Here is a 25,457-nt window from a genome sequence, read left to right as displayed (position 1 = left end):
AAGATATTTGTTTAAGTGGATAGAACAATTTTAAGTAAATTATATTTTGGAACAACTCAAAGAAATCGTAAAGAATATTAAAAATAAGACAATCGCACCCGTTTATTTTTTGATGGGTGATGAACCTTATTATATTGATAATGTTGCGGATTATATAGAAAGTAAGGTATTAACTGAAGAGGAAAAAGGATTTAATCAGATGATACTATACGGGAGAGATGTTACCATTCAAGATATTGTTTCGAATGCTAAGCGTTTCCCTCTGATGGCTGAAAAACAGGTGATTATCGTAAAGGAAGCCCAAGATTTAGCTAAAACGATTGAACAATTGGATGATTATGTCAATCAGCCTCAACCCTCTACGGTATTGGTTTTTTGTTATAAATATAAAACGATAGACAAGCGTAAAAAACTATATAAAAGTTTGCAAAAGCACGCGGTTCTTTTTGAGAGTAATCGCTTAAAAGATTACAAATTGGAAGGTTGGCTACAACAAGCAGTTGTGAAAAAAGGATACAGTATTGATCCCAAATCAGCGGCTATGTTAATTGAGTTTTTGGGCAATGACTTATCTAAAATAGTAAAAGAACTAGATAAATTAGCTATTATTTTGCCTAAAGGACAGCCAATTACTGCGGAAGTAATTGAAAAGAACATCGGTATTAGTAAAGATTACAATAATTTTGAATTAATGAAAGCGATTGTTGATCGCAATCAACTTCAAGCTTATAAAATAGCGAATCATTTTGCACAAAACCCGAAAAACAACCCTTTTGTTGTAACGATAGGAATCGTTTATGCTTATTTTTCAAAGTTATTATTGTACCATGGATTGAAAGATAAATCACCACAACAAGTCATGAAGCAATTAAAAATTGTTCAGTATGCAATAAAAGACTATGAGTTGGGGTTTAAAACTTATCCTATGAAAAGAGTGAGTCAAATTATTTCACACCTTAAAGAAGTGGATTTAAAAGGAAAAGGAGTAGGAGCAACTCAATTACCTCAAGGAGACTTATTGAAAGAAATGCTTATGAAAATCTTTAATTAAAAATCACCATGGCATATAATTTAAATAAAAATAAAATATTAGGTTATGCAACCTTAATTATGATTCTAATGGGAATCGTATTAATTGCTTTAGGAACATTGAAATATTATGAAATCGCTGGCTGGGGATTTGCAGCTGTGGGTATAGGATTTTTAGCGATTGCTTGGGTATTTAATGCGCTGAAAGGCCGCGTATAGAATTGTTTGTGTTTTTACCTAAAGTAGCGTAAAATAATTAAATCCACTACAGAGATCTGTACATAAAGTAACAAAGAGATAAAATAAAAAATCTTGTAATTGATTGTCGTTTTTTTGAAAAACAGAAAATCAGTTACAAGATCCTACATACTTAAATTCCAAGGTGTTCTTCGTATTCATCGTAATAATCTTTTTCTTCCTCTTCTAAATCTACGTAAAGCCCAGCAGGCATATTCGCTTCACCTAGTGGATAACTTAAGTTTTCGCCTACAGATTGGCTTGTATCAACATGCTCGTCTTGGAGGTCTTTAAAACGGATCGTTCTAATAAAAATTTCCATACAATTGTGTGTTTTTTCTTACTTTAAATATAAGTAAAAATATTTGATTATTTGAAGTGTTTTGGATTGATTAATTGTTATTTTTGAAAACTTTAACACGTTGTGGTCATGTGTTTGTTATTATAGGTTTGTTTTAACCTTTTTTAATAAATCAAAGCTTACGATCCGGAGGAGGTTTTAAAGAGTAAAAAAAGAAGTTATATTTAATAAGCAAAATCGAGTCTATGTCGTTTGGGGCTTGATAGCAGTTCTTGCTGGGCTTGGGATGATTTGTATAGATTTGTTACTCTTACCTTATCGCAACTCAGAGGAAACCATTGTAACCTATAGTTTAATTCAACAAGGGAAAAGTAATCCCGTTACAGGCTATCGATTTTATACCGACGAAGGGACTAAATTTTCGTTAGAAAAGGATTTTATACAGGAAGAGGAGGTGATCTTACAACGGACAATGCTATTAAACAAATAGTGAAGGTAAAAACGAGTAAACGCGATTATTCTTCTTTGTTATCATTTGGTTTTAATGGATTTAGCCTTGTTTTTATGGCTGTATTAACCTTTTCTTATGCGATTAGTCTAGTAAAGCTTCAGGGAGATACTGAGCTATCAAAAAATCAATATCAACATTATATACTATTTAATTGCTTTATGGTATTTTGTATTGTAACGATATGGCTTGTTTTTAATTCGTAGAGGGAACTTAAAAATTCACATCGCTTCTTAAAAATATTTCTTATCTCCGTAATAATGTGTATTTTTGACCTATTCGATGTTTCTATACTTAATCGACGATTAGTTAAGCACAACATCACTTCATTATTCAATCAATTTTTTTTACTTTATGTCAGACGATAAAAAGGTGATTTTTTCGATGTCAAAGGTGAGTAAAACGTACTCATCTACAAACAAAACAGTTTTAAAGGACATTTATTTGAGCTTCTTTTATGGAGCTAAAATTGGTATTTTGGGTCTTAATGGTTCTGGTAAATCTTCTTTATTGAAGATTATTGCTGGAGTAGATAAGAATCACCAAGGAGATGTTGTATTTGCTCCAGGTTATACCGTGGGATATTTAGAACAAGAGCCACAATTAGATGAGGAAAAAACGGTAATCGAAATTGTAAGAGAAGGAGCTGCAGAGGTTGTAGCTATTCTTGATGAATTTAATGCAATTAACGATATGTTTGGCTTGCCAGAGGTGTATGAAGATGCAGATAAGATGCAAAAACTCATGGACAAACAGGCCTTATTACAAGATAAGATTGATGCTGTTGGCGGTTGGGAATTGGATACGAAACTAGAAATAGCAATGGACGCTTTGCGTACACCAGATCCAGATACCCCAATCAAGACATTATCAGGAGGAGAACGCCGTCGTGTAGCTTTGTGTCGTTTGTTATTGCAAAATCCAGATGTATTGTTATTGGATGAGCCGACCAACCACTTGGATGCTGAATCCGTACATTGGTTAGAACAACACTTACAACAATACGCAGGAACGGTAATTGCTGTAACGCACGACCGTTATTTCTTGGATAATGTTGCTGGATGGATCTTAGAATTAGATCGAGGCGAAGGAATTCCATGGAAAGGAAATTATTCTTCTTGGTTAGACCAAAAAGCAAAGCGTTTAGAACAAGAAGAAAAGACAGCTTCAAAACGTCGTAAAACGCTAGAACGCGAGTTAGACTGGGTCCGTCAAGGAGCTAAAGGTCGTCAAACGAAACAAAAAGCAAGGTTACAGAACTACGATAAGTTATTGAATGAAGATCAAAAACAATTAGAAGAAAAATTAGAGATCTACATTCCAAATGGACCTCGTTTAGGTACTAATGTTATTGAAGCTAAAGGAGTAGCTAAAGCATTTGGCGATAAGTTGCTGTATGATAATTTGAATTTCACCTTACCTCAAGCTGGAATTGTAGGGATAATCGGACCTAATGGTGCGGGTAAATCTACAATCTTCCGTATGATTATGGGAGAGCAAGTACCAGATGCAGGAACCTTTGCTATCGGAGATACGGTAAAAATCGCTTATGTAGATCAAGCGCATTCAAATATAGATCCTGAAAAATCAATTTGGGAAAACTTCTGTGATGGACAAGAATTGATTATGATGGGGGGACGCCAAGTAAATTCAAGAGCGTATTTAAGTCGTTTTAATTTCGCTGGATCGGATCAAAACAAAAAAGTAGATACTTTATCAGGAGGAGAGCGCAATCGCTTGCACTTAGCCATGACATTAAAAGAAGAAGGAAACGTATTGTTACTGGATGAGCCTACGAATGACTTGGATGTAAATACACTACGTGCTTTAGAAGAAGGGTTGGATAATTTTGCTGGATGTGCAGTAGTAATTTCCCATGACCGTTGGTTCTTAGATCGTATTTGTACCCATATCCTTGCTTTTGAAGGAGATTCTCAAGTGTATTTCTTTGAAGGCTCTTTCTCGGAATATGAAGAAAACCGCAAGAAACGTTTAGGAGATGTTGCTCCAACGCGTTTGAAATATAAAAAATTAGTTCGCTAGTTCATTTAGTCTTTAGGTGGAAACGATAAAGGACTTTGAATTTTAAAATTCACAATAAATTAGGTAACGCCAAATAGTTTAAGGGTTAGATTTTGTACAAAATCTAACCCTTTTTTTATGAATATAGAAGTATTGACTATACGTTTATTGAATCCATTTTTTTTCTAAAAAATGGCTATTTATGTACAAAAAATAGGAAGTAGTACTTTCTCGCCCTTACATAATAAAATAATAACCTTTTCGTAAGGTTAAAAATAAGGAATTAACATTTTTACTGTTTAACTTTAAATAAAAGAAGTTAGTCTATGGAAATCCTTTATATTGTTATCGCTTTGCATGTCGAAAATAAACAAGCTTTTACAGAGGAGTTAATCATTTTATTTCCCTTTGCTCATATTGAATTTGTCACGATGGATGAAGATTGCTTACTCGTAGTATCAGTCAATATAGACGAGCTGAATGATTGTTGGGCTAATTTTGAGGCGCCTGTACTTTTTCTAGAGGATAGAGTAGCTCTTTTTAGTCGTAAACATCCCTATTTAGAGATTGGGGTTGTAAATAAAATAGGACAGTTGCAAACGTGTTTTTATGATGGCTATATTATGAAAAATAAACAGATTGTGTTTGAACATGCTGGATTATATACAGGATATATTCCTCTGTTTAAATACTTATTGGGAAAACATGAGGATGAACAACTTGTTATTTTTAATTCTATTTTTACTCGATATTAATCAACGTACCCTATAGCGTAAAGTCTTGAACAAAGGTTAAAAAATGAGCTACTTCTTGGTTAAATCCTTAACTTTGTAGGATAGATAAAAATCTAAATACGGTATATATGGTGTCATTTAATAATGAAACAAAACAATTGTCGATTAAGGATAATTACAAAGGAAGATTAAGATCTTCTCGTTTGATGTCTGCGATTATTTTAGGGATGTCTTTAATTCGCTTGTTTATGGCAGATTGGAAGAGTCCTAAGGAAATGGATTACGTATTTTGTATTATTGCGGCTGTGTTTTTGTATTTGGCTTATAAGAATTTCTTGACTAAAACGGCTGCTGAACACTTAGATAAAGTTGCAATTAAGCATGTCAAAATGCCTAAAGGATTGGCTACAAAAGCAGTCGTTAAATTAAATAATGGCAAAGTAAGAGAAATCTTCAATTTGAAAACAAAAGAACAGCAAGGGGTGTTGAGAAAGATTCTGAACAACGCCAAAATAACGATGAAATAGGTCTATTACAGCAAATGATTTATAGCTTACACAAGATGGAAAAGAAGGGATTTATCCCTTTTTTACGTTTAGCACAAGCGCGATTTGGCAAAACCCAAGAGAAAGCTTACTTTTAAATCTACAAGTCTTTAAATAAGAATACAAATTCATGAATGAATCACTTGATTTGAGAAGTGTAGTGGTTACACGTTATGTAACTCCTTTACGAGAAGGAGGATCATTGCCTGCGTTGGCAGACGCAGACGATGGATTTAAATATGTTATTAAGTTTCGAGGTGCGGGACATGGAGTGAAAGCTTTAATTGCAGAATTACTCGGTGGATTAATAGCCAAAACATTGTCTTTACCTATACCAGAGTTGGTTTTTGCTACTTTGGATGAAGCATTTGGACGAACAGAAGCCGATGAGGAAATTCAGGATTTATTGAAGTTTAGCCAAGGTTTAAACTTGGGACTTCATTTTCTATCAGGGGCTTTGACTTATGACCCCCAAGCTTATGAAGTTGAGGAAGAATTGGCTTCAAAGGTGGTTTGGTTAGATGCTTTTATCACCAATGTAGATCGAACCTTTCGCAATACCAATATGTTAGTATGGCATAAAGAATTGTGGTTGATTGATCACGGGGCTTCTTTTTATTTTCATCATTCTTTTACGAATTGGGAGAAAAGTGCACTAACTCCTTTTTCCTTGATTAAGGATCATGTGTTATTAGGGAAAGCTTCAAAATTAGAGGAGGTAAATGACACTTTTACGCGAATTTTAACCAATGAAGTTTTACAAGCTATTGTTCAACAAATTCCAGAGGATTGGTTAATTTGGGAACATGTAAACTTGACACCAGAAGAAATTAGAACGGTTTATTATCAGTTTTTACAACTAAGACGAGATAATGCAGCTGTGTTTGTTAATGAAGCAAAAAAAGCACGTCATGTTGGTCTATGAATATGCAGTAATTCGATTCGTACCTCGAGTAGAACGAGGTGAATTTATTAATATTGGCCTTTTGCTTTTTTGTAAACGGAAGAAAACACTACGTGGGGCGTATTTTTTAAATCGCGAAAAGCTAGCCTGTTTCGCTACAGAGGTTGATTTTTTTATTTTAGAAAAGCACATTCAATCTTTTATTGCCATAGCAGATGCAGATGCAGAAGCAAGTCCGATTGCTGAATTTGATGCCGCGGAACGCTTTAGGTGGTTAGCTGCAGCAAAGAGCTCTTGCCTCCAAGTATCTCCTACGCATTGCGGGTTAACCGCAGATGTGGATCAAACCTTTAAACAACTTTTTGAAGAATTAGTCTTATAGTATGCCGTTATTTTATTTAAAGGAGGTCGTAGTAAATAAAATGAAGTATTTTTTAGTTCGTTTGCCTTTCTTACTAAGTTTTGTTTCTTTATTTGTCCTAATCTTTGATTTAGGATTTAATACTTTGAATGAGTATCACAGTCATTTACACCATTTATATAATGTGTGTTTGACCTTTGGTATGCTGATTATTATCTATCGATATTATATTGCTTTTAAACAAAAAAGGCACCCTAGTCTTGGCGTTAAGATATTCGATTTTTTTAGTATAATTCTGTTTTTAACGCTTGTGGTTGTTCGTTGGCAACCAGAACATACCAATCGATTTTTTGATAGTAGTGCTGTGATTTTTTTCGCGGTTTTTATCATGTTGGTACGTGAGTTCTCCATGTTGCAACTCAATTTGAAGAAAACGAAATTAACACCGCCTCAATTGTTTATTGTTAGCTTTTTGTTGCTGATTTTTATTGGGGCTTTTATGCTCTCTTTTCCAAAAGCTACAGTAACTCCTGGGAGTTTGCGTTATATTGATGCTTTATTTACAGCAACAAGTGCAGTATGTGTAACGGGATTATCTACTGTAGATATAGGGAGTCAGTTTACTTTATTTGGCAAAACAGTGATGATTTTCTTAATGGAGTGTGGGGGATTAGGAATTATGACAATCGCTAGCTATTTTAGTTATTTCTTCCGAGGAAAGGCTTCTTATGGGAATCAATTGGTATTAAAAGATGTTTCATCCATTGATAAACTCGGAGATGTTTTTGGTACTCTGAAACGCATTATGATTATCTCTGGGATTATTCAAGTTATAGGCATGATTGCTATTTTTATCAGTGTTAGAAATCAAGTGTTTGAATCTATTTACGAGCGAATCTTTTTTTCTGTATTTCACGGTGTTTCTGCCTTTTGTAATGCGGGATTTTCGACTTTGCCAGAAAACTTATATACGTTAGAATATCGATTCAATTATCCCTTGCAATTGATTATTGCAGGTTTGTTTATTCTAGGTGGACTCGGATTTCCTATTGTTTACAATGTGTATAATTATATCAAGCATTTAATTGTTAATCGCCTATTGCCTTTTAGCTTGAAAGAAGCAAGTGTATATGTACCTCGAGTGATTAATTTAAGTACAAAAATCATTCTGATAACCACTGCGAGCTTAATTGTTGGTGGGACGGTTTTAGTCTATGGTTTAGAATACAACAATACGCTATCGGAACATCAGGGGATAGGTAAAGTGATTGTTGCTTTTTTCACAGCTACTTCTCCGCGTACTGCGGGGTTTGCTTCAGTAGATAATAATCTATTTAGTGTACCTACATTTTTGATTATTATGTTATTAATGTGGATTGGAGCATCTCCCATTTCGACAGGTGGGGGAATTAAAACCACTACTTTTGCCATCGCTATTTTGAATATATGGACCTTAATGAGAGGTAAAACAAGGATTGAAATCAATAGAAGAGAAGTAGATGAATCTGCCGTAAGACGCGCTTTTGCCATTATCTTTTTATCTTTGTTTAGCATAGGGGTTGCTATTTTTGCCCTTACTTTTTTTGAACCCAATATGGATATTATTCGATTGTCTTATGAAGCGTTTTCCGCTTATAGTACATCCGGGTTAAGTACAGGAATTACGGCAAAACTTGCGGATTCAAGTAAAGTAACTTTAATTGTGCTTATGTTTGTTGGAAGGGTGAGTATATTGACTCTTTTAATTGCAATTAGCAAAAAGGAAACGATAACCAATTACAGGTATCCAACAGAAGAAATTTTGATCAATTAATTAAGAACATTAGGATGAAATATATAATTATTGGTTTGGGAAATTTCGGAGCATCTTTGGCTCAGAAATTGACTGAACAAGGAAATGAAGTCATTGGCGTAGATAAAAATATGGCTCGTGTAGATGCAAATAAAGACAAAGTATCCCATACCATTTGTTTAGATGCTACGGATCAATATTTAGTTGCAAGTTTGCCTTTAGCTAATACAGATATTGTGATTGTTGCTATAGGAGAAGATCAAGGAGCCAATATAATGACCACTGCTGTTTTAAAAAATTTAAATGTAAAGCGATTAATTAGTCGTGCTATTACTCCTTTACACGAAAATGTATTACAGGCAATTGGCGTTGATGAGATTGTGCATCCAGAAGAAGAGACCGCTGAGCGTTGGGCAAAGAAATTGTGTATAAAAGGAGTGGTTGATTCTTATGAAATCAATGGACGATATAGCATTGTTGAAATCACAATATCCGATCGTTTTGCCAATAAAACATTAGCTGAAATTGGTTTTAGAACGAATTACAATTTAGTTGTACTCACCACTTTAAAAGTTCGGGAAGAAAAGAATTTTTTTGGTGCTCAAAGAAAAATTCATGAAGTACAAGGGATTGCTTCGTATGAAACGGTTCTACACAAAGGCGATATTATGGTGATCTACGGCGATAATAAAGATATTAAACGCATTCTTAATGATTAAAAGTGCCTAGTAAAACGAAGGATTGAAGTTTATATTTCTAGTATTAAGCACTTTAATTGAAGGAGTCATCCCATTTGTATCTCTAAAAAATAGATAGATAGTTAGGCTATAAAAAAAGAGTTGTAATTTTAATTACAACTCTACATTTCCAACGGGATAATCTCCTAAATAATGAGATAAATCTATTGTTTTATACGTTGATTTCGAGTATTTATTTGAAAATAGAATAATACAAGCATTAGAATCAGCTAAGCGAATATAAGAAGAGGTATTTCCTCTCCACCAACCATTGTGGTAAGTATAGTTTTTATTATTCTTCATTTTAATTAATCGCATACCTAAACCATAATTGCGCGTTCCTTTGCTTTCAAAACTATAACCTTCTGTCATTTGTGCTTTTAAATCAGCACTTAGAAAGTCATCCGAATAAAGAGCCGTATCTAATTTTAGCATGTCCCTCGGCGTGGTATAAATATTTTTATCCCCATAGGTTCCATCCATATAATCCCAATGCATTTCACGGTAATTTGAATTATACGATTGCGTTACTTGATTTTTATGCGTGATATCATCAAAAACAAAACTGTGATTCATTTCTAAGGGATCAAATATTAAATCGCGAACCACTTGTTTGAATTTTTTGTTTGTTACTTTTTCAGCAATAGATGCTAAAACAACATAATTGGTATTGCTATAGGTAAAACGCGTATTGGGTTTAAAATCCAAAGCAACGGTATTACTCTTAATCACATCTAGTACTGCATCGTTGGTAATCACATTTTGATTGGTCCATTTGTTGGGATAATATCCGTAATATTTTAGCCCACTTCGGTGACTTAACAGCATGCGAATGGTTATATTTTCATAAGGAAAACCTTCGATTATTTCGGAAACTGGTTGGTCGAGGCTCAGGAGATTTTCTTGTACTAATCGCAAAATAGTTATGGCTGTAACGACTTTACCTACAGAAGCAACGTGTATTGGCGTATTTTCTGTAATGGCTTCATTTTGTCTTTTATTGGCATAACCAGAGTAATGCTCATACAAGACTTTACCGTTTTGAGCAACTAAAAAGCTGCCTGTATACCCACTTTTATTGATATATTGATTGTAGAAATCTTCTATTTTTTGTCCTTTTTCAAGGATATATTCAGGTTTTAATTCTTGAAATGAGGTTTCATAAGGCTTGTCAATTAGGACATTATGTTCTTTTATGATAGGCATATTCAAGGCTAAATCCATATTAACCTCTTGTTGTTTACAAGAAGCTAAAGCTAATAAGCTAACTAAAGAGATTGCGAGTTTGATATTCATTAGTCTTACTGTCTTTCTATGAAATTTTTAAAGAAAAAACCAAATTAATAAAAGTTATTGAATATCAAATAAAATTATTGATAAAGTTTCACTTTACACCTAAAAATATTACACATAATACTATTTAGAAGAAGAAGAGAAGAAGAAGAGTCGCTTTTTATATTAGAATTGCCCTTTTAGTATGCTCAAATTATAAATTTGGATTCTAAACTTCTTTACTTACTTATGAATAAAAAAAACAGTAATTTTACTCTCAAATAAGAGAAAATATGAATAAGATAGAATGGAAAACAGCTATCGAGTTTGAAGATATTACCTATAAAAAGTGTAATGGCGTAGCTCGTATTGCGTTTAATCGACCAGAGGTTCGAAATGCTTTTAGACCTAAAACAACCAGTGAGTTGTATCGCGCTTTCTACGATGCGCAAGAAGATACCTCTATTGGTGTAGTATTGCTTTCAGCAGAAGGGCCCTCTCCAAAAGATGGAGTTTACTCTTTTTGCAGTGGAGGAGATCAGAATGCAAGAGGACATCAAGGCTATGTAGGAGAAGATGGGATGCACCGCTTAAATATATTAGAAGTTCAACGTTTAATTCGTTTTATGCCTAAAGTGGTTATTGCTGTAGTTCCTGGATGGGCTGTAGGAGGAGGGCATAGTTTACACGTTGTTTGCGATATGAGTTTAGCTAGTAAAGAGCATGCTATTTTCAAACAAACTGATGCCGATGTAACAAGTTTTGATGGAGGATATGGTTCTGCGTATTTGGCCAAAATGGTAGGACAGAAAAAGGCGAGAGAAATTTTCTTTTTAGGAAGAAATTATTCTGCTCAAGAAGCTTTTGAAATGGGAATGGTAAATGCGGTTATTCCACATGATGATTTAGAAGATACGGCTTATGAATGGGCGCAAGAAATATTAGCTAAATCACCAACTTCTATTAAAATGTTGAAGTTTGCTATGAATCTAACGGATGATGGTATGGTTGGTCAGCAGGTCTTTGCGGGTGAGGCAACGCGTTTAGCGTATATGACGGAAGAAGCAACGGAAGGGCGTAATGCTTTTTTGGAAAAACGCAAACCAAATTTCCCTAAAAAGTGGCTTCCTTAATCGAATAGAAGATAGGAAAGCGAGTTTTATCTAGTGTTGGTATACCTAACTATTTAGAAGTCCGCATTACTTATGCGCTATCAAAATAAAGTAAATAGTTTGTTCACATTCCAGTGGAAAACTGTACTTTTGCAATCTTAAATGCAGATCGCCTTATCGCTGGTTTAGTAATAAACGAGAGGAAAGTCTGGACACCATAGAGCAGTATAATGGGTAACACCCATCCGCGGAGCAATTCGTGAGGACAAGTGCAACAGAAAGTATGTACAGGTAAGGCTGTAGTGAAACCAGGTAAACTCTATGCGGTGAAATGCCATGTATATTTAGCGTTTGAGGGCTGCTCGCCTGATGCTTTAGGGGTAGGCAGATGGAGCCATTGAGCAATTGATGGCCTAGATAAATGATAAGGATGTACTTCGGTACATACAGAATCCGGCTTATAGATCTGCATTTTATTTTTAAAATAAAACAAAAAAGAGATTGACTTATTTAATGAAGTCAATCTCTTTTTTTAATCTTCAGTATCTTCCTGCTCTTCCGATGCGTATTCAAAAAAGGTAAAAATAGAACCTCCATAATTTTTCTCAAATGAAACATGAGGTAAATGCGCCATTTTTGTAAATTTAGAATGCTCTACAATAAGCATTCCCTCCGCATCTAAAAGATTATTGTTTAAGATATCTGAAATTATTTTTTCAAACTGTTCTTGTGTGAAATCATAGGGTGGATCAGCAAAAATGACATCATACGTTCCTTTGTGTTTTTCAAGGAATTTAAATACATCGGATTTATAAGGAACTATATTTAAACCCAAATCTTTGGCTGTTTTTTTTATAAAATTGACACAACCATAATCAGCATCTATACTGATAATATTTTCCACACCTCTTGAAGCAAACTCATAGCTAATACTTCCTGTGCCCGAAAATAAATCTAACACTTGTAATTCTGAGAAATTGAAGTGATTGTTTAAGATATTAAACAAAGCTTCTTTACTCATATCTGTAGTAGGGCGAACAGGTAAGTTTTTAGGTGGACTAAGTTTTCTTCCTTTTAATTTTCCTGAAATAATTCTCATATATGGAATAAAATATAATGTTGTTTAGGTACTTGATAATGTAAGAGGAGCGTAGGAGCAATTGCTGTGTTTTCCTCTAGTATTTCTATATATCGGATATAGGTGTAAGCTTGTTCAAATAGCGTATCTTCCTTTTCAATACGGCTCATGAGTTTTAAAGGTGTACTCTCTGGATCAAGTTTAAGTTGCTCATAGACAAAGAGAAGATAATAAATAAAATCTTGCGCGGTATTGTACAAATAAGAATTGAATAAAAGCAATTTTCCTTCTTGAGCAACAATTAGTTCAAAGTGATCTTTTTGGATATAAGCATATACTTCAATTTCAGAGGTATTGACTGTTAAATCCAAAACGCGATCAACTAAGGCAGTATTGATATTTTGATAGGTAAAAGCCCCTAATTTGTCCAATATAAGGTTGTTAATTTGAACATACGGAATATAAACGTTATTGATCTGTTTAGTTGTCAATTCATCAAAAGCAAAAAAATCAGAAGAAAAAACCTTTGTATTGTACTGTAAATAAGAGCCTAGTGCTTTTTCATCAAATAATTCTGTTGGTATAAATGTATTGAGATTGTTGTCGTGTAATACCAAAATATCGGCAAAGGTAGAGGATAAAATCTCATGTTTGGCAAAGAGTATATTCAATTGATTGTCAATTGTCTTGTTTTGGTTCAGTCCTTCTGAGACAAAATGGTGAATTTGTTTAGATTCAACATCCTGAATAATGAAAGTAAATTTCTGAAGAGAAACCTGAATAATAAGTTTGTTTAAGCTTTGCTTCATAATGTGTTTAACTCTAAATTTCCAACAGTGAATGCGAGACAAATTTAAACAATTTTAAAGGAGTAAATTAGTCTTAGGCTAAAAAGCTTAGTATCTTTGATGTTTAGGCGTATTTTAGGATAGTATTAGAATGAGAGGAACTGAATTTTACAAAGTATTACGACATCAATTTCCGTATGAGCTAACGTTAAAGCAGGATATTTTTTTACAAAAAATAGCTGCGTTTGTTACAACAGAACAGCAAGATGAATTATTTGTATTGAAAGGATATGCAGGTACAGGTAAAACTACGTTGTTATCTGTAGTTGTAAACCAGTTGCGTGAAATTCAAAAATTTTCAGTCATGTTAGCCCCAACTGGGCGTGCAGCAAAAGTTATTAGCGGTTATGCTCAACGTTCGGCTTTTACCATTCACAAGTATATATATTATCCCAAACCTTTGAAAAATGGTGGTGGTATGCAATATACAATGCGCCAAAATAAGCATAAAAATACAATTTTTATCGTAGATGAAGCTTCGATGATAGGCGATGGCTCTGCTGGAGATAGCAGTATGTATCCACATGGTTCTTTGTTAGATGATTTGATTTATTATGTGTATGCGGGGCAAAATTGTAAGTTGATTTTGATCGGAGATGTAGCTCAGCTTCCTCCAATCAATATGACGGTCAGTCCTGCTTTAGATACAGATCAATTGAGCTTTCACTATAATATGCCAATTCATCATATTGAGTTGGATGAGGTAATGCGCCAAGAAGAAGATTCAGGCATTCTCTATAATGCCACTGAATTGAGAATGCTGTTAGATTCTCATTTTATAGATACGTTTCAATTTAATCTCTATGGATTTAAAGATATTATTCGCCTTACAGACAGCTATGATATTCAAGATGCAATTTATTCCTCCTATTCTAATGCAGGTCCAGAGGAAACTATGTTTATCGTGCGTTCCAATAAGCGAGCGAATGCCTATAATCAACAAATTCGGACGCGTATTTTAGATAGAGAGAGCGAAATAGCAGCAGGAGATTTGTTGATGGTAGTAAAAAATAATTATTACTGGCTTAAAGATTCCACCGTAACTGATTTTATTGCCAATGGCGATATCATTGAGATTTTACAAATTTACAAAACAATAGAGTTATATGGGTTTCGATTTGCATCTGTGCGAATTCGCATGATTGATTATGAGAATATGATTCCCTTTGATACCGTAATTTTGTTGGATACCCTCACCAGTGAATCACCTGCATTGACTTATGAACAGAGCAATCGTTTATATCAAGAAGTGTTATTGGATTATGAAGAGGAGATTTCAAAATATAAAAAGAATCAAAAAGTAAAAGAAAATGAGTACTTCAATGCTTTGCAAGTGAAGTTTTCCTATGCCGTTACCTGCCATAAATCACAGGGTGGACAATGGGATACGGTTTTTATCGAGCAACCCTATTTGCCAGAAGGCATTAATCAAGAATATGTACGTTGGTTGTACACAGCCTTAACTCGGGCTAAAAGCAAATTGTATCTGATTGGTTTTCAGGAAGAGTATTTTGAAGAGAAATTGGATTAAATTCCAGGAAAAATCCGATGTATTTGTTTGAGCGGAATCTTGAAAAACGCTTATCTTTGATTGATATTAATACAACTACTATGAAAGTAATTGCAGTTATTCCTGCTCGATATGCTTCTACGCGTTTTCCTGCCAAATTAATGCAAGAATTGGGAGGCAAAACCATTATTAGAAGAACGTATGAAGCTACTGTAGCAACGGGACTATTTGATGATGTTTTTGTTGTTACTGATTCGCCTTTGATTTTTGATGAAATCCAATTGCATGGTGGAAAAGTGGTGCGCAGTGTAAAAGAACATGAAAGTGGAAGTGATCGTATCGCTGAAGCTGTTGCTTCTATAGAAGCGGATATTGTTATCAATGTTCAAGGAGATGAACCTTTTGTAAATAAAGATAATTTAGAACGATTAATAGCCATTTTTAAAGAGGATACAGTCAAACAAATAGATCTTGCCTCTTTAATGACGCCAATTCACGATTGGGCAAGTATTGAAAATCCCAATAATGTAAAAGTAGTTGTAGATGAAAATAATCTAGCTTTATATTTCTCTCGTTCTGTTATTCCTTATCCAAGAGATAAAGAAACGAGTGTTCAATATTATCAACATATTGGTGTATATGCTTTTAGAAAACAAGCTTTGTTAGAATTTACAACGTGGCCAATGAAGTTTTTAGAAGCTACTGAAAAATTGGAACAATTGCGCTATTTAGAATATGGCAAGCGAATTAAGATGGCCCTGACGCAACATATAGGTGTTGGAATTGATACGCCAGAAGATTTAGAACGCGCCAAAGTGTTATTAGCAAGTGGTCTGTAAAATAGTTTGATATTCATAAAACAAAAAAGAGAAGTACCTCCGAAGTATTTCTCTTTTTTGTTTATGGATTAGTTGCTTCGACTGTCTCTTGGGGTGTTTCCGGAGGAGTTTTTCTTAATGAAGAGGTTTCTCTAGGAACTCCAAAAGAAGGGCGTATAGGACGTCTTAAACTATCATTTAATAGCGTTGGCTGTTGATTTTGTGTGATGGGAATCAAAATAGTGGTTTCCCATGCAGAGGGTAAGCGATTATTTAAAGAGGATTGATTTAATTCAATTCTCATTTTCTGAGCTGGATTATTAGTAAAAACCTCTGATTTACTAATAATTGAACGAATCTCTCTCAGCGCTTTTGGCAGGTGTGAATAATAACCCGAAACGCTGCTTTCAAAGTAAGAAGTTGAAGCTAGGATTCCTGTTTTAAAACTTTCTTCCTCATTTAAAAAGATAGAATCATGGAGTTGAAAGCCATATTGAAAAGTTATATTTTCAGTTAGAGGCGTATTGTCAAAAATCAATAGCGGAGTTGGGTCTACCTTAATTTTATGGGTTTTACAAAAATCGGTTAATTGTGTATTAAGCAATGCGATTGTTGTTTTTATATTTTCATAATTTGAAGTACTGTTCAGATAAATATAATGTAGGGTATCTTTGTTTGTAGAACCGGTTGTCGTTAAATTGTATTCTTTGTATTGCTTAATAAAAAAAACAATAAGGGCATTAATATTATTGTCAATCGCTTCACCTACCACTTTATCTGGAGATCCCGAAAAGAAAGTAATTATTTTTGTCTTTAAGTCTATTGATCCTTCAAAAGAGAAATCAACTTTCGTTTTTTGTCCTTTCGTACTAAAGCGCCAGATAATATTAGACAGCTTATTATCATATAAAATATCTTGTGAAATACTATCATAGGGTTTGTCATATTCCTTTCGGATTTGATAAACACCAATATTAGGCAAGGTTATCTGGTATATTCCATTGGATGAATTTTCCGTTGTAATCCAATCATTCCAATTATCTAAATCCTGTATGTATTGATATACAATAGGTTGAGGTGCATCTAATTCAAATGATTTCGTTATTTTGAAAGTACCACTTTGTGTTAATACAAAAACGACGAGGGAAGTGCATAATAAAGTGACAAGAAGCAGGAAGTACTTGAGGATTTTCATAGTAAGCAGCGTATACCTAGGATTAAATATTATTTAAGTACATTCTTTAGGATGAACAAAGAACCAATAAAGGCTAGAAACGCCAGTAAAACCCACAATCTATTTTTGTAATATTTTCGATGAAGATTAAGATCTTTGCGATACATGATGATTAGAATAATCGTAAACGCAACAATAAAAAAAATAGCGAATTTAATTTGCCCTGGTGTAAACATAATAAATATTTTAGCAAAAATAAGTAAAAACCTTTAATATAACGCATAAAAAAAACGGCAGGATGTCTGCCGTTTTTGAAATTACTGCTCTAGCGAGTAATTATATTTTTTCTGTCCAATTAAAAGTGTCTTCAATTGCTTTTTGTTGAATACCTTGTAAGTTTGTTTTCAACCTAATAGCGAATGAATCTTCCTCTTTAATTTCAGGTAATTCGTAATATTTTTGTTGGTAAGCAAAACCTTCTATTTGTCCAATCGTTACTGCTGTTCCTGCACCAAATATTTCTAATAATTCTCCTTTTGCATGAGCATCTAATAATTCTTGAACAACAATAGCTCTTACTTCTACGTTAATTCCTTTACTAGTTGCAATATCAAGTAAACTTTTTCTTGTAACTCCATCTAGGATACGCTCACTTGTAGGGGCTGTAATTAAAGTATCTCCTATTCTGAAGAATACATTCATTGTACCCGCTTCTTCTAATTTGGTATGGGTAGCATCATCGGTCCAAATTACTTGTTGGTATCCTTCTTTTTGAGCTAATTGCGTAGGGTAGAATTGCCCACCGTAGTTTCCAGAACATTTGGTATAACCTACACCACCATTAGCAGCACGGCTATAATGTTCAGCAATTTGTACTTTTACTTTTCCTGAGTAATACGTACGCGCAGGAGAACAAATAACACAGAACATAAATTCACTAGATGGACCAGCAACAACTCCTTCGTGTGTACCAATCATAAATGGACGTAAGTACAAAGAGTTACCTTCTCCTTTTCTAACCCATTCTCTATCTAAATTTAAAAGTGCTTTTAAACCATCAATAAATCTTTCTTCATCAATGTGTGGCATAGCCATACGTTCTGCAGATTTATTAAAACGAGACCAATTTTCACGTGGACGGAATAACCATACATCCTCATTGGTATCTTTGTAAGCTTTCATTCCTTCAAAAATAGCTTGTCCATAGTGGAAAACATTCATAGCAGGTGCAAAACTCATAGGTCCATAAGGTTTGATTTCTACTTTTCCCCATTTCCCATCTTTATAATGACAAACCAACATATGATCTGTGAAAATAGATCCAAATTTTACATTCTCGAAATCAATTGTATCGACTCTAGACTTTTCTATTTTTTCGATAGAAAGTTCAAATTTTGTTTCTAAACTCATTTTATAGTGTTTTTAAAAAGTTGTTGTTGTTTAAACTAAAAATTCAAGTAGTTTTTTGAACTACTGCCTTACAAAAATAGCAAAAAAAGTCACTATTTATCAATTTAATTTAAAGAATAATTACATAGCTGAAGAAAATATTATATTATCAAAAAAAAAATTGAGAAAATATAAGATACATTCAATTTGTTTGCGTAAACTCTTTGTTTTTAGTTTATTTTTTTGATTTACCTTTGAAATTAATTTATTTATTTAAATCGCATGAAATATTTTGTATTAACTTTAGGTTTAATTGCTTTATTAGCAGTTAGTTGTGATAAGAAGAAAGAGCAAAAGGTAGAACAGGAGACTGTAACCGAAACAGTTAAAAAGGACTATGAAACTTTTGGACAGACTGTAGATGTAAATCAACCTGTATTATCTAAAGAGGAGATGTGGAAGAAATTTGATCAATTGAAAGCAGGGGATACACTTCAGGTTTCATTTACGTCTACAATTAAAGAAGTGTGTCAGAAAAAGGGATGCTGGATGCAAGTTGATTTAGCACAAGATAAAAGTAGCTTCGTTCGTTTTAAAGAGTACGGTTTTTTCGCTCCTATGAATGCAGCAGGACATGAAGTGGTGATGCAAGGGAAAGCTTTTGTATCGATTGTATCTATTGATGAATTGAAACATTATGCTAAGGATGCAGGAAAAAATGAAACAGAAATTGCTGCTATTACAGAGCCTAAGGTAACGTATGCATTTGAAGCAGATGGAATAGCAATTACAAAATAAACGGAACTATGATTCGATGGGGGATAGCCTTGTGTTTCTTGAGTTTTTGTCTCAGTTGCAAACAAGCAAATAAAGAAGCACCAAAAGAACAAACGAACGAAATAGAGCAAGAGAAAACCGAATTTAAAATGTATGAGATGTCAGAAATGGCTGCTCTTATGGAGCAGATGTTTGTTGATAATCAACGGATTCGAGAAAAAATAATGGAAGAACTCGCTATTGCGAACTCTATGCCTAGTTTACATCAACGCCTGTATACAGCTACAATGACTGATCCTTCAGATAAGGATTTGTTTTTTGAAACACAAGCGCGAAATTTCATTCGTATAGAGGAAGAATTCTATGCTGATCCCAACCACAATACAAAAGAAAAATTCAATGCAATTGTAGAAGCTTGTTTGAGCTGCCATCAAAAAAAGTGTGGCGGACCTATACCGAGAATTAAGCGATTATTGATTCCTTAATATAATGAAGAGAAATATTATTATCACTTCTGATGGTTCTCATTCTTTAGAAATTGAAGAATGGGGAGAAACCTATCATTCTATTCATGGTGCTATTCAAGAATCAAACCATGTTTATATAGAACAAGGATTGATGAAGTTTATACACCAAGAGGAAGTTAAGATTGTTGAATTTGGTTTTGGAACTGGGTTAAATGCCTTTTTGACAATGGCTCAAATTATTGACAAGCAAAAAAAATTGATTTATCACACAATTGAAGCATTTCCTTTGCAAAAAGAGGAATATGAAGTGCTAACTTTTTCAACACACTTACCTGATTTCAAACAAGGAAAGGAAGTGTTTACAAGGATGCATGAAGTTCCTTGGAATGTGATGTGTCCGTTGCATCCTCAATTGGTTATTCAAAAATTACTTGTCCCATTTGAAATCGTTGAATTGACCAAAGATTATTTTGATTTGGTTTATTTTGATGTGTTTGGTTATCAGTTTCAACCCCATTTATGGTCAGAAGCTATTTTTAAAAAGGCTTATGACAGTTTAAAACATGGGGGAACTTTAGTTACTTATGCTTGTAGATCAGCAATTAAAAGAAATATGAAGGCCGCGGGATTTACAATTGAAATTGTTCCAGGACCTCCAGGAAAAAGAGAAATGACGTTAGCTCATAAACGATAGCTTAACAAAGAAAAATTAAATACTAAAAAAACCATTAGGAGTTCTGCTCTTAGTGGTTTTTTTTATGGAAAAAATGTAACGTATTGTTTTTCAGGTTTCAAATTCTTTTTTGATACTATTTTGATATTTTTTTTAAAAAAGTAAAATTATCATAAAATTATTTTTTAAATACTAAAGTGTGTTTTTTCGTTAAAAACAATAGAAATGAACATATTTGTTTTATTTTTTAGTTAAATAGTGTGTATTATTCAATGTTAATTTTAAATTAAATTACTATTATGATTTTGAAATTGTTTTTTAGATGGTATTTTTTATTTAATTTTAAGTGAAATTTAAGACTTGTGCGTTTTAAATTAAGATATACTTTAGCGATTCAATATATTGGAGAGCACTAAATAAGAGTAGAAAATTGACGGGAATACAAACCATTAAATTAAAATTATATGAGTCAGCATTATTTAAAAATAACCTTTTTACTGCTTGTCAGTGTTCATGGCTTATCGTATGGTCAAGATGGATCTGATAATGCCCCTCTGGTAAATACAGGTTTGTTTAGTGTCCGTTCAGAAACAATCTTATCAACGCGGTTTGATTTTATAAATACAGCAACAGGGGATTTTGTGAATGATGGTAGTGTTTATTATTATGAAGATTTTACAAATGATGGACAGTATGGTATTACCACTACAAAGAAAACATCATCTACTTATTTTGTTTTAAATAATTCTTCTTTTGCCAAACAAATCAAAGGAAAAGGTTTGACCTCCTTATACAATGTTGAATTCGATAGTGAATGGGATGGCGTTGACTTTGATTTAAAAAATAATGTAGATATCCATGGTCTGGCTCATTTTAAAAAAGGAATTGTAAAAGTAGATCCTACAATTAATTCCAGTACAGATTTACCTTATGGAATGGTTAGTTTTATGCCTCAGTCACAGCATGTTAATGTATCTGATCAAAGCCATATAGAAGGCGAGGTTGAGAAGATAGGAAAGGAGCCTTTCACCTATCCAGTAGGGGATAAAAATAGATATCGCCCAGCAATGATTAGCGCTCCAAAGGATATTAAAGATGCGATTACCGCCAAATACAATATAGAAGGGCCTTCTTTCTTTGAAAATCACAAAGCAACTACCGGTGTAATCAAACAACTCAATACCGCAGAATATTGGAAATTGGAAGGGAAATTAAAAACTCCTGCGACAGTTATTTTAAGTTTGACTTGGGATGAGCACACGACTGTTCTCGACTTGTTGAAAGACCCTGAAAATGAACTTCACATTGTTCGTTGGGATGAAAAACAGCAGCTATGGGTTGACGAAGGCGGTGTAGTTGATATGTCTAGTCGCACGGTGACCACGCCAGCCGAAATAAAAGACTTTGGTTATTTTACATTAGCGACGGTAAAGACTGATTTTATTTTAGAAGGCGATGTGGTGATTTACAACTTAGTAACCCCTGATGGCGATGGAAAGAACGATTACTTTATCATTGAAAACATCCGCAAATACCCCAATAACCGGGTAGAGATTTACAACCGTTGGGGAGTAAAAGTATATGAAACGACAAATTACGATCCACTAGGAGATGGAAGTACCAATGTATTTACAGGTTATTCAGAAGGAAAAGTTACGATAGATAAGAAAAAGAAATTGCCAAGTGGCACGTATTACTATGTAGTTACCTATGAATACAAAGATGCCAACGGAAGTCGCATGATTAAGAAAGCGGCCAATTTACATTTAGAGAACCAGTAAATCCCAAGTAAATGAAAAAAAGAAACACACTAAAGACAATCGTTCTTGGAGGTCTAGGTTTGCTAAGTATCACCCAAACCTATGCGCAACAAGATCCCCAATATACCCAATACATGTACAACCACTCCAATATTAATCCTGCTTATGCAGGGAGTAGAGAGGGCTTGAATATTTTTGGTTTGTATCGCACCCAATGGGTAGGATTAGAAGGGGCACCTAAAACCGCTACCCTATCAGTCAATACGCCTTTGGGAGATTCAGGCTTAGGATTAGGCGTCAATTTCACCAATGATCACCTAGGGGTAATGGATGACAATACACTATCGGTTGATTTATCCTATGCAATCGATCTGAATTATACCTATAAATTAGCTTTTGGATTAAAAGGATCCGCTAATTTACTCGATGTCAACTACAGCAAATTAAATGTTTACAACCCAACGGATCCTATTGTAGCAGAGGATGTCAAGAATGAATTTACCCCAAATATTGGTGCGGGATTATTTTTGTATTCCGACAGAGCTTACGTAGGGATATCTGTCCCTGCTTTATTGACGCGTTCTCGGTATGACGATAACAGTATCAAAACCCTTCGCGAGAAAATGCACCTCTATGTAACCGGGGGCTATGTGTTTGAGGTGAACCCCAATTTGAAGTTCAAACCCGCCGCTATGGTAAAAATGGAACAAGGTTCTCCTTTGCAAGTAGATGTGACGGCCAACTTTATGTTTGTCGATAAATTTACTGTTGGAGCCGCTTACCGCTGGGATGCCTCAGTGAGTGGACTTGTGGGCTTCCAAGTATCAGAAAATATCCTTGTCGGCTATAGTTACGATGCAGAAACGAGCAAGTTAGCTCGTTATAACTCTGGATCTCACGAGATTTTTATGCGATTCACTTTGTTTAACAGCTATAAGCGCATCACTGCGCCTAGGTTCTTCTAATAGTCAAGTTATGATAAAACAAATGATACGACTGGGGATACTAAGTGTTGTTTTGAGCTTTAGTGTTTCGGGATACAGTCAAATAAAAAAAGAAAAACAAGCCGATAAAAGCTTTGATCGCTTAGCCTATGTAGATGCCATTAAAGTGTATGAACGCATTGCACAAAAGGGATACGTAAACACCTCTATCTTGCAAAATTTAGGGGATGCTTATTATTTCAATGGCAAGTTAGTTGACGCTAATAAATGGTATACGCAATTATTTGATGGGGATTATGAAGATAAAAACCTATCTAAATTGCCATCCGAATATTATTACCGCTATGCGCAAACCTTAAAAGCAGTTGAAGATTATAAGAAATCGCAACAATTGATGGATCAGTTTGCTGTTTTAGAAAATCAAGATTCTCGAGTAGAACAATTGACTAAAAATAGCGATTACTTGACGCATATTGAAAATCATTCGGATCGCTATGCTATCAAATTGTTGGACTTGAATACGGACTATTCCGATTATGGTGGAACAAGGCTCGGAGATCAATTTATTTTCACCTCTGCAAGAGCTACAGATCACCAAAGTGGAAGTCAGATTCACAGTTGGACCAATGAGAGCTATACGAGTTTATACAGCTCAATCATGCGTCAAGATGGATTTGGAGAGCCTGTGCTTTTTGCACCCGAGATCAATTCCAAAGTCAATGATGCAACCGCAGTTTTTACACAAGATGGCACAGCGATGTACTTCACGCGAAACAATTCTAAACCAAACGGAAAGAGCAAGCAAAATAAAAACGAGACTTCACTATTAAAACTATACAAGGCTGTCAAACAATCAGATGGCAAGTGGGGAGAAGTAGAGGAATTGCCTTTTAATTCAGACAATTTCAATACCGCTCATCCAGCGCTAACTCCAGATGATAAATGGTTGTATTTTGCCTCAGATCGCAACGGTACACACGGTCAATCCGACTTATTTCGGGTAGCCTTATATGAAAATAAAGGCTATGGTCCCATAGAGAACCTCGGTAAAGGCATCAATACCGAAGGTAGAGAAAGCTTCCCTTTCATTTCTTCAGATTATCAGTTGTATTTTTCTTCCGATGGACATCCAGGACTAGGGGGACTCGATGTATTTGTAGCGAAGCTGTATCCCGATGGAAGTTTTGGTCCCGTAGTTAATATGGGAACTCCTATAAACAGTAGCTTGGATGATTTTGGTTTCTATTTAGATTCCAAACAAGGAAAAGGCTTTGTGAGTTCAAATCGCGCGGGAGGTAAAGGCTCAGATGATATTTATTTTTTAGCTGAAAAACCGTGTCAACAAAGTATAGAAGGTACGGTATACGACAAGGATACCAACGAAGTTTTAGTGAATGCCTTGGTAGTTATTTCAGACGGTTTATACCAAAAAACAGATACGATTTATACCAACAACAAGGGCTATTATATCGCCTCTCTATTAGATTGTGGTCATAAATACCGCATCAAAGTAGAGAACAAATCATATAACACTGTTGAAGTTGCTTTTAATGTAAATCGAGAATCTGGTGTGAAAACCGTGAATATCGGATTGGAACGAACAGAGAAACCACTTCAAGTGAACGATGATTTATTCAAACGCCTTCAGCTCAAACCAATCTACTTTGATTTTGATAAATCCACTATTCGCCGTGATGCTTCCATTGAATTGATGAAAATTGTAGAAGTAATGAAACAATACCCAACCCTAAAAATTGACGTTCGCTCGCATACAGATAGCAAAGGCAATGATGCGTACAACCTGAATTTATCAGATCGACGCGTAAAAGCAACGATACAATGGATGGTTGAACAAGGAATAGCACCAAGTCGCTTGACCGGAAAAGGATACGGAGAAACTCAATTGCTAAACAAATGTAGTAATGGGGTACCGTGTACAGTCGAAGAACATCAATTAAATAGACGCAGTGAGTTTATCATAACTGAAATATAATCACCCCCTATATGTAATCACACACACTTAATATATAATTTAAATAGCTAATCACATGAAAAAGAGATGGATTTTACTCGGTGCTTTTTGCACTGGGGCAATAACTTACGCTCAAGTTGGAATAGGTACAGCTACTCCTAATTTATCTGCTCAACTTGAAATTTTCTCTGAAAATAGAGGGGTTCTCATTCCTAGAATAGAATTGAAAAGTCTTACAGACGATAAAACGATAGAACATGGTAATGTTGAAAGTTTACTTGTTTATAATATAACAGAAAATACAGAATTAGTTCGAGGCTATTATTTTTGGAAAAGAGATAGTTGGCATCGATTATTATCGGATTTGGATAGTAAAGAATGGAGTAATACAAAGAATAAAAGTTTTGTTGTTGAAGATGGGCTATTAAAATTATACGATGGAAGTGATGAATTTATTTTTATAGATATTCAAAGTTTAAATATCGTTACAACC

At 34.3% G+C, this 25,457-nt stretch carries 26 protein-coding genes, 1 other RNA gene and 1 pseudogene; 21 read left to right on the top strand and 7 right to left on the bottom strand.

Annotation, left to right across the window (positions count from 1 at the left end):
• Positions 1-46: 46 nt before the first annotated feature.
• Positions 47-1,051, top strand: coding sequence for a DNA polymerase III subunit delta (holA, locus tag ACMHJ2_RS08965; protein ID WP_413512555.1), 1,005 nt, complete (start codon positions 47-49; stop codon positions 1,049-1,051).
• An 8-nt stretch (positions 1,052-1,059) separates the two neighbouring features.
• Positions 1,060-1,248 (top strand): CAL67264 family membrane protein, encoded by a 189-nt coding sequence (locus ACMHJ2_RS08960; protein ID WP_413512554.1) that lies wholly within the window; start codon positions 1,060-1,062, stop codon positions 1,246-1,248.
• A 151-nt stretch (positions 1,249-1,399) separates the two neighbouring features.
• Here ACMHJ2_RS08960 and ACMHJ2_RS08955 read toward each other — a convergent pair whose 3' ends face one another.
• Positions 1,400-1,588, bottom strand: coding sequence for a hypothetical protein (locus ACMHJ2_RS08955; RefSeq protein WP_413512553.1), 189 nt, complete (start codon positions 1,586-1,588; stop codon positions 1,400-1,402).
• Between the two features lie 238 nt (positions 1,589-1,826).
• On the opposite strand from ACMHJ2_RS08955, the gene ACMHJ2_RS08950 reads away from it, so the two are divergent.
• From ACMHJ2_RS08950 to ACMHJ2_RS08915, 8 genes are all read left to right on the top strand, one after another.
• Positions 1,827-2,057: a hypothetical protein gene (locus ACMHJ2_RS08950; RefSeq protein WP_413512552.1), complete on the top strand. Its 231-nt coding sequence runs from the start codon at positions 1,827-1,829 to the stop codon at positions 2,055-2,057.
• 372 nt (positions 2,058-2,429) lie between these two features.
• Positions 2,430-4,118: an energy-dependent translational throttle protein EttA gene (gene ettA / locus ACMHJ2_RS08945; RefSeq protein ID WP_413512551.1), complete on the top strand. Its 1,689-nt coding sequence runs from the start codon at positions 2,430-2,432 to the stop codon at positions 4,116-4,118.
• A 305-nt stretch (positions 4,119-4,423) separates the two neighbouring features.
• The gene (locus ACMHJ2_RS08940) at positions 4,424-4,852 is read left to right on the top strand and encodes a hypothetical protein (protein ID WP_413512550.1); all 429 of its coding nucleotides are present in this window, start codon (positions 4,424-4,426) and stop codon (positions 4,850-4,852) included.
• Positions 4,853-4,959: 107 nt separating this feature from the next.
• Positions 4,960-5,358 carry a hypothetical protein gene (locus ACMHJ2_RS08935; protein ID WP_413512549.1) on the top strand — a complete coding sequence of 133 codons (399 nt, stop codon included), beginning with the start codon at positions 4,960-4,962 and terminating at the stop codon, positions 5,356-5,358.
• Between the two features lie 148 nt (positions 5,359-5,506).
• Complete coding sequence (locus ACMHJ2_RS08930; RefSeq protein ID WP_413512548.1) at positions 5,507-6,301, top strand: HipA family kinase; 795 nt, start codon at positions 5,507-5,509, stop codon at positions 6,299-6,301.
• Positions 6,288-6,662, top strand: coding sequence for a DUF3037 domain-containing protein (locus ACMHJ2_RS08925; protein ID WP_413512686.1), 375 nt, complete (start codon positions 6,288-6,290; stop codon positions 6,660-6,662). Before ACMHJ2_RS08930 ends, ACMHJ2_RS08925 begins: the two co-directional genes overlap by 14 nt.
• A gap of 1 nt (position 6,663) precedes the next feature.
• Positions 6,664-8,454 carry a TrkH family potassium uptake protein gene (locus ACMHJ2_RS08920; protein ID WP_413512547.1) on the top strand — a complete coding sequence of 597 codons (1,791 nt, stop codon included), beginning with the start codon at positions 6,664-6,666 and terminating at the stop codon, positions 8,452-8,454.
• A gap of 14 nt (positions 8,455-8,468) precedes the next feature.
• On the top strand, positions 8,469-9,152 hold the full coding sequence (locus tag ACMHJ2_RS08915; RefSeq protein ID WP_413512546.1) for a potassium channel family protein: 684 nt from the start codon (positions 8,469-8,471) through the stop codon (positions 9,150-9,152).
• Between the two features lie 132 nt (positions 9,153-9,284).
• On the opposite strand, the gene ACMHJ2_RS08910 is transcribed toward ACMHJ2_RS08915, so the two are convergent.
• Positions 9,285-10,466, bottom strand: a complete 1,182-nt coding sequence (locus ACMHJ2_RS08910; RefSeq protein ID WP_413512545.1) for a serine hydrolase domain-containing protein — start codon at positions 10,464-10,466, stop codon at positions 9,285-9,287.
• 269 nt (positions 10,467-10,735) lie between these two features.
• Here ACMHJ2_RS08910 and ACMHJ2_RS08905 point away from each other — a divergent pair, with 269 nt between their 5' ends.
• Together ACMHJ2_RS08905 and rnpB are read left to right on the top strand one after the other, a co-directional pair.
• Positions 10,736-11,575, top strand: coding sequence for a 1,4-dihydroxy-2-naphthoyl-CoA synthase (locus tag ACMHJ2_RS08905; protein ID WP_413512544.1), 840 nt, complete (start codon positions 10,736-10,738; stop codon positions 11,573-11,575).
• Positions 11,576-11,715: 140 nt separating this feature from the next.
• Positions 11,716-12,031: RNase P RNA component class A (rnpB, locus tag ACMHJ2_RS08900), an RNA gene on the top strand.
• Between the two features lie 55 nt (positions 12,032-12,086).
• On the opposite strand, the gene ACMHJ2_RS08895 is transcribed toward rnpB, so the two are convergent.
• Both ACMHJ2_RS08895 and ACMHJ2_RS08890 read right to left on the bottom strand, forming a co-directional pair.
• Positions 12,087-12,653 carry an RsmD family RNA methyltransferase gene (locus tag ACMHJ2_RS08895; RefSeq protein WP_413512543.1) on the bottom strand — a complete coding sequence of 189 codons (567 nt, stop codon included), beginning with the start codon at positions 12,651-12,653 and terminating at the stop codon, positions 12,087-12,089.
• Complete coding sequence (locus ACMHJ2_RS08890; RefSeq protein WP_413512542.1) at positions 12,650-13,441, bottom strand: DUF3822 family protein; 792 nt, start codon at positions 13,439-13,441, stop codon at positions 12,650-12,652. The genes ACMHJ2_RS08895 and ACMHJ2_RS08890 overlap by 4 nt, the downstream gene beginning before the upstream one ends.
• 130 nt (positions 13,442-13,571) lie before the next feature.
• Here ACMHJ2_RS08890 and ACMHJ2_RS08885 point away from each other — a divergent pair, with 130 nt between their 5' ends.
• Positions 13,572-15,011 carry an ATP-dependent DNA helicase gene (locus ACMHJ2_RS08885; protein ID WP_413512541.1) on the top strand — a complete coding sequence of 480 codons (1,440 nt, stop codon included), beginning with the start codon at positions 13,572-13,574 and terminating at the stop codon, positions 15,009-15,011.
• An 80-nt stretch (positions 15,012-15,091) separates the two neighbouring features.
• On the top strand, positions 15,092-15,829 hold the full coding sequence (gene kdsB, locus ACMHJ2_RS08880; protein WP_413512540.1) for a 3-deoxy-manno-octulosonate cytidylyltransferase: 738 nt from the start codon (positions 15,092-15,094) through the stop codon (positions 15,827-15,829).
• Positions 15,830-15,890: 61 nt separating this feature from the next.
• Here the strand turns inward: kdsB and ACMHJ2_RS08875 are convergent, their stop codons facing one another.
• The 3 genes from ACMHJ2_RS08875 to ACMHJ2_RS08865 all read right to left on the bottom strand — a co-directional run bounded on the left by ACMHJ2_RS08875 (position 15,891) and on the right by ACMHJ2_RS08865 (position 18,392).
• Positions 15,891-17,003 carry a hypothetical protein gene (locus ACMHJ2_RS08875; RefSeq protein WP_413512539.1) on the bottom strand — a complete coding sequence of 371 codons (1,113 nt, stop codon included), beginning with the start codon at positions 17,001-17,003 and terminating at the stop codon, positions 15,891-15,893.
• Between the two features lie 29 nt (positions 17,004-17,032).
• Positions 17,033-17,218, bottom strand: coding sequence for a hypothetical protein (locus ACMHJ2_RS08870; protein WP_413512538.1), 186 nt, complete (start codon positions 17,216-17,218; stop codon positions 17,033-17,035).
• A gap of 100 nt (positions 17,219-17,318) precedes the next feature.
• Positions 17,319-18,392 (bottom strand): branched-chain amino acid aminotransferase, encoded by a 1,074-nt coding sequence (locus tag ACMHJ2_RS08865; RefSeq protein ID WP_413512537.1) that lies wholly within the window; start codon positions 18,390-18,392, stop codon positions 17,319-17,321.
• Between the two features lie 261 nt (positions 18,393-18,653).
• Between ACMHJ2_RS08865 and ACMHJ2_RS08860 the strand changes: the two genes are divergently transcribed.
• From ACMHJ2_RS08860 to ACMHJ2_RS08830, 7 genes and pseudogenes are all read left to right on the top strand, one after another.
• Positions 18,654-19,169, top strand: coding sequence for a DUF4920 domain-containing protein (locus tag ACMHJ2_RS08860; protein WP_413512536.1), 516 nt, complete (start codon positions 18,654-18,656; stop codon positions 19,167-19,169).
• 8 nt (positions 19,170-19,177) lie between these two features.
• Positions 19,178-19,633 carry a hypothetical protein gene (locus ACMHJ2_RS08855; protein ID WP_413512535.1) on the top strand — a complete coding sequence of 152 codons (456 nt, stop codon included), beginning with the start codon at positions 19,178-19,180 and terminating at the stop codon, positions 19,631-19,633.
• A 4-nt stretch (positions 19,634-19,637) separates the two neighbouring features.
• Positions 19,638-20,309, top strand: coding sequence for a tRNA (5-methylaminomethyl-2-thiouridine)(34)-methyltransferase MnmD (gene mnmD / locus ACMHJ2_RS08850; RefSeq protein WP_413512534.1), 672 nt, complete (start codon positions 19,638-19,640; stop codon positions 20,307-20,309).
• Between the two features lie 443 nt (positions 20,310-20,752).
• Complete coding sequence (locus ACMHJ2_RS08845) at positions 20,753-22,069, top strand: gliding motility-associated C-terminal domain-containing protein (protein ID WP_413512533.1); 1,317 nt, start codon at positions 20,753-20,755, stop codon at positions 22,067-22,069.
• Positions 22,070-22,080: 11 nt separating this feature from the next.
• Positions 22,081-23,013: a type IX secretion system membrane protein PorP/SprF gene (locus tag ACMHJ2_RS08840; RefSeq protein ID WP_413512532.1), complete on the top strand. Its 933-nt coding sequence runs from the start codon at positions 22,081-22,083 to the stop codon at positions 23,011-23,013.
• 10 nt (positions 23,014-23,023) lie between these two features.
• Entirely contained in the window at positions 23,024-24,985 is a 1,962-nt protein-coding gene (locus tag ACMHJ2_RS08835) for an OmpA family protein (protein WP_413512531.1), read from the top strand.
• 55 nt (positions 24,986-25,040) lie between these two features.
• Positions 25,041-25,457: pseudogene (locus ACMHJ2_RS08830) on the top strand (hypothetical protein); the annotation flags it as partial.

The organism is Myroides odoratus, from assembly GCF_965118575.1.
Classification (GTDB): Bacteria; Bacteroidota; Bacteroidia; order Flavobacteriales; family Flavobacteriaceae; genus Flavobacterium; species Flavobacterium odoratum_B.
Note: the sequence above shows the minus strand (reverse complement) of the source record. Positions and strands in the feature narration are given on the sequence as shown.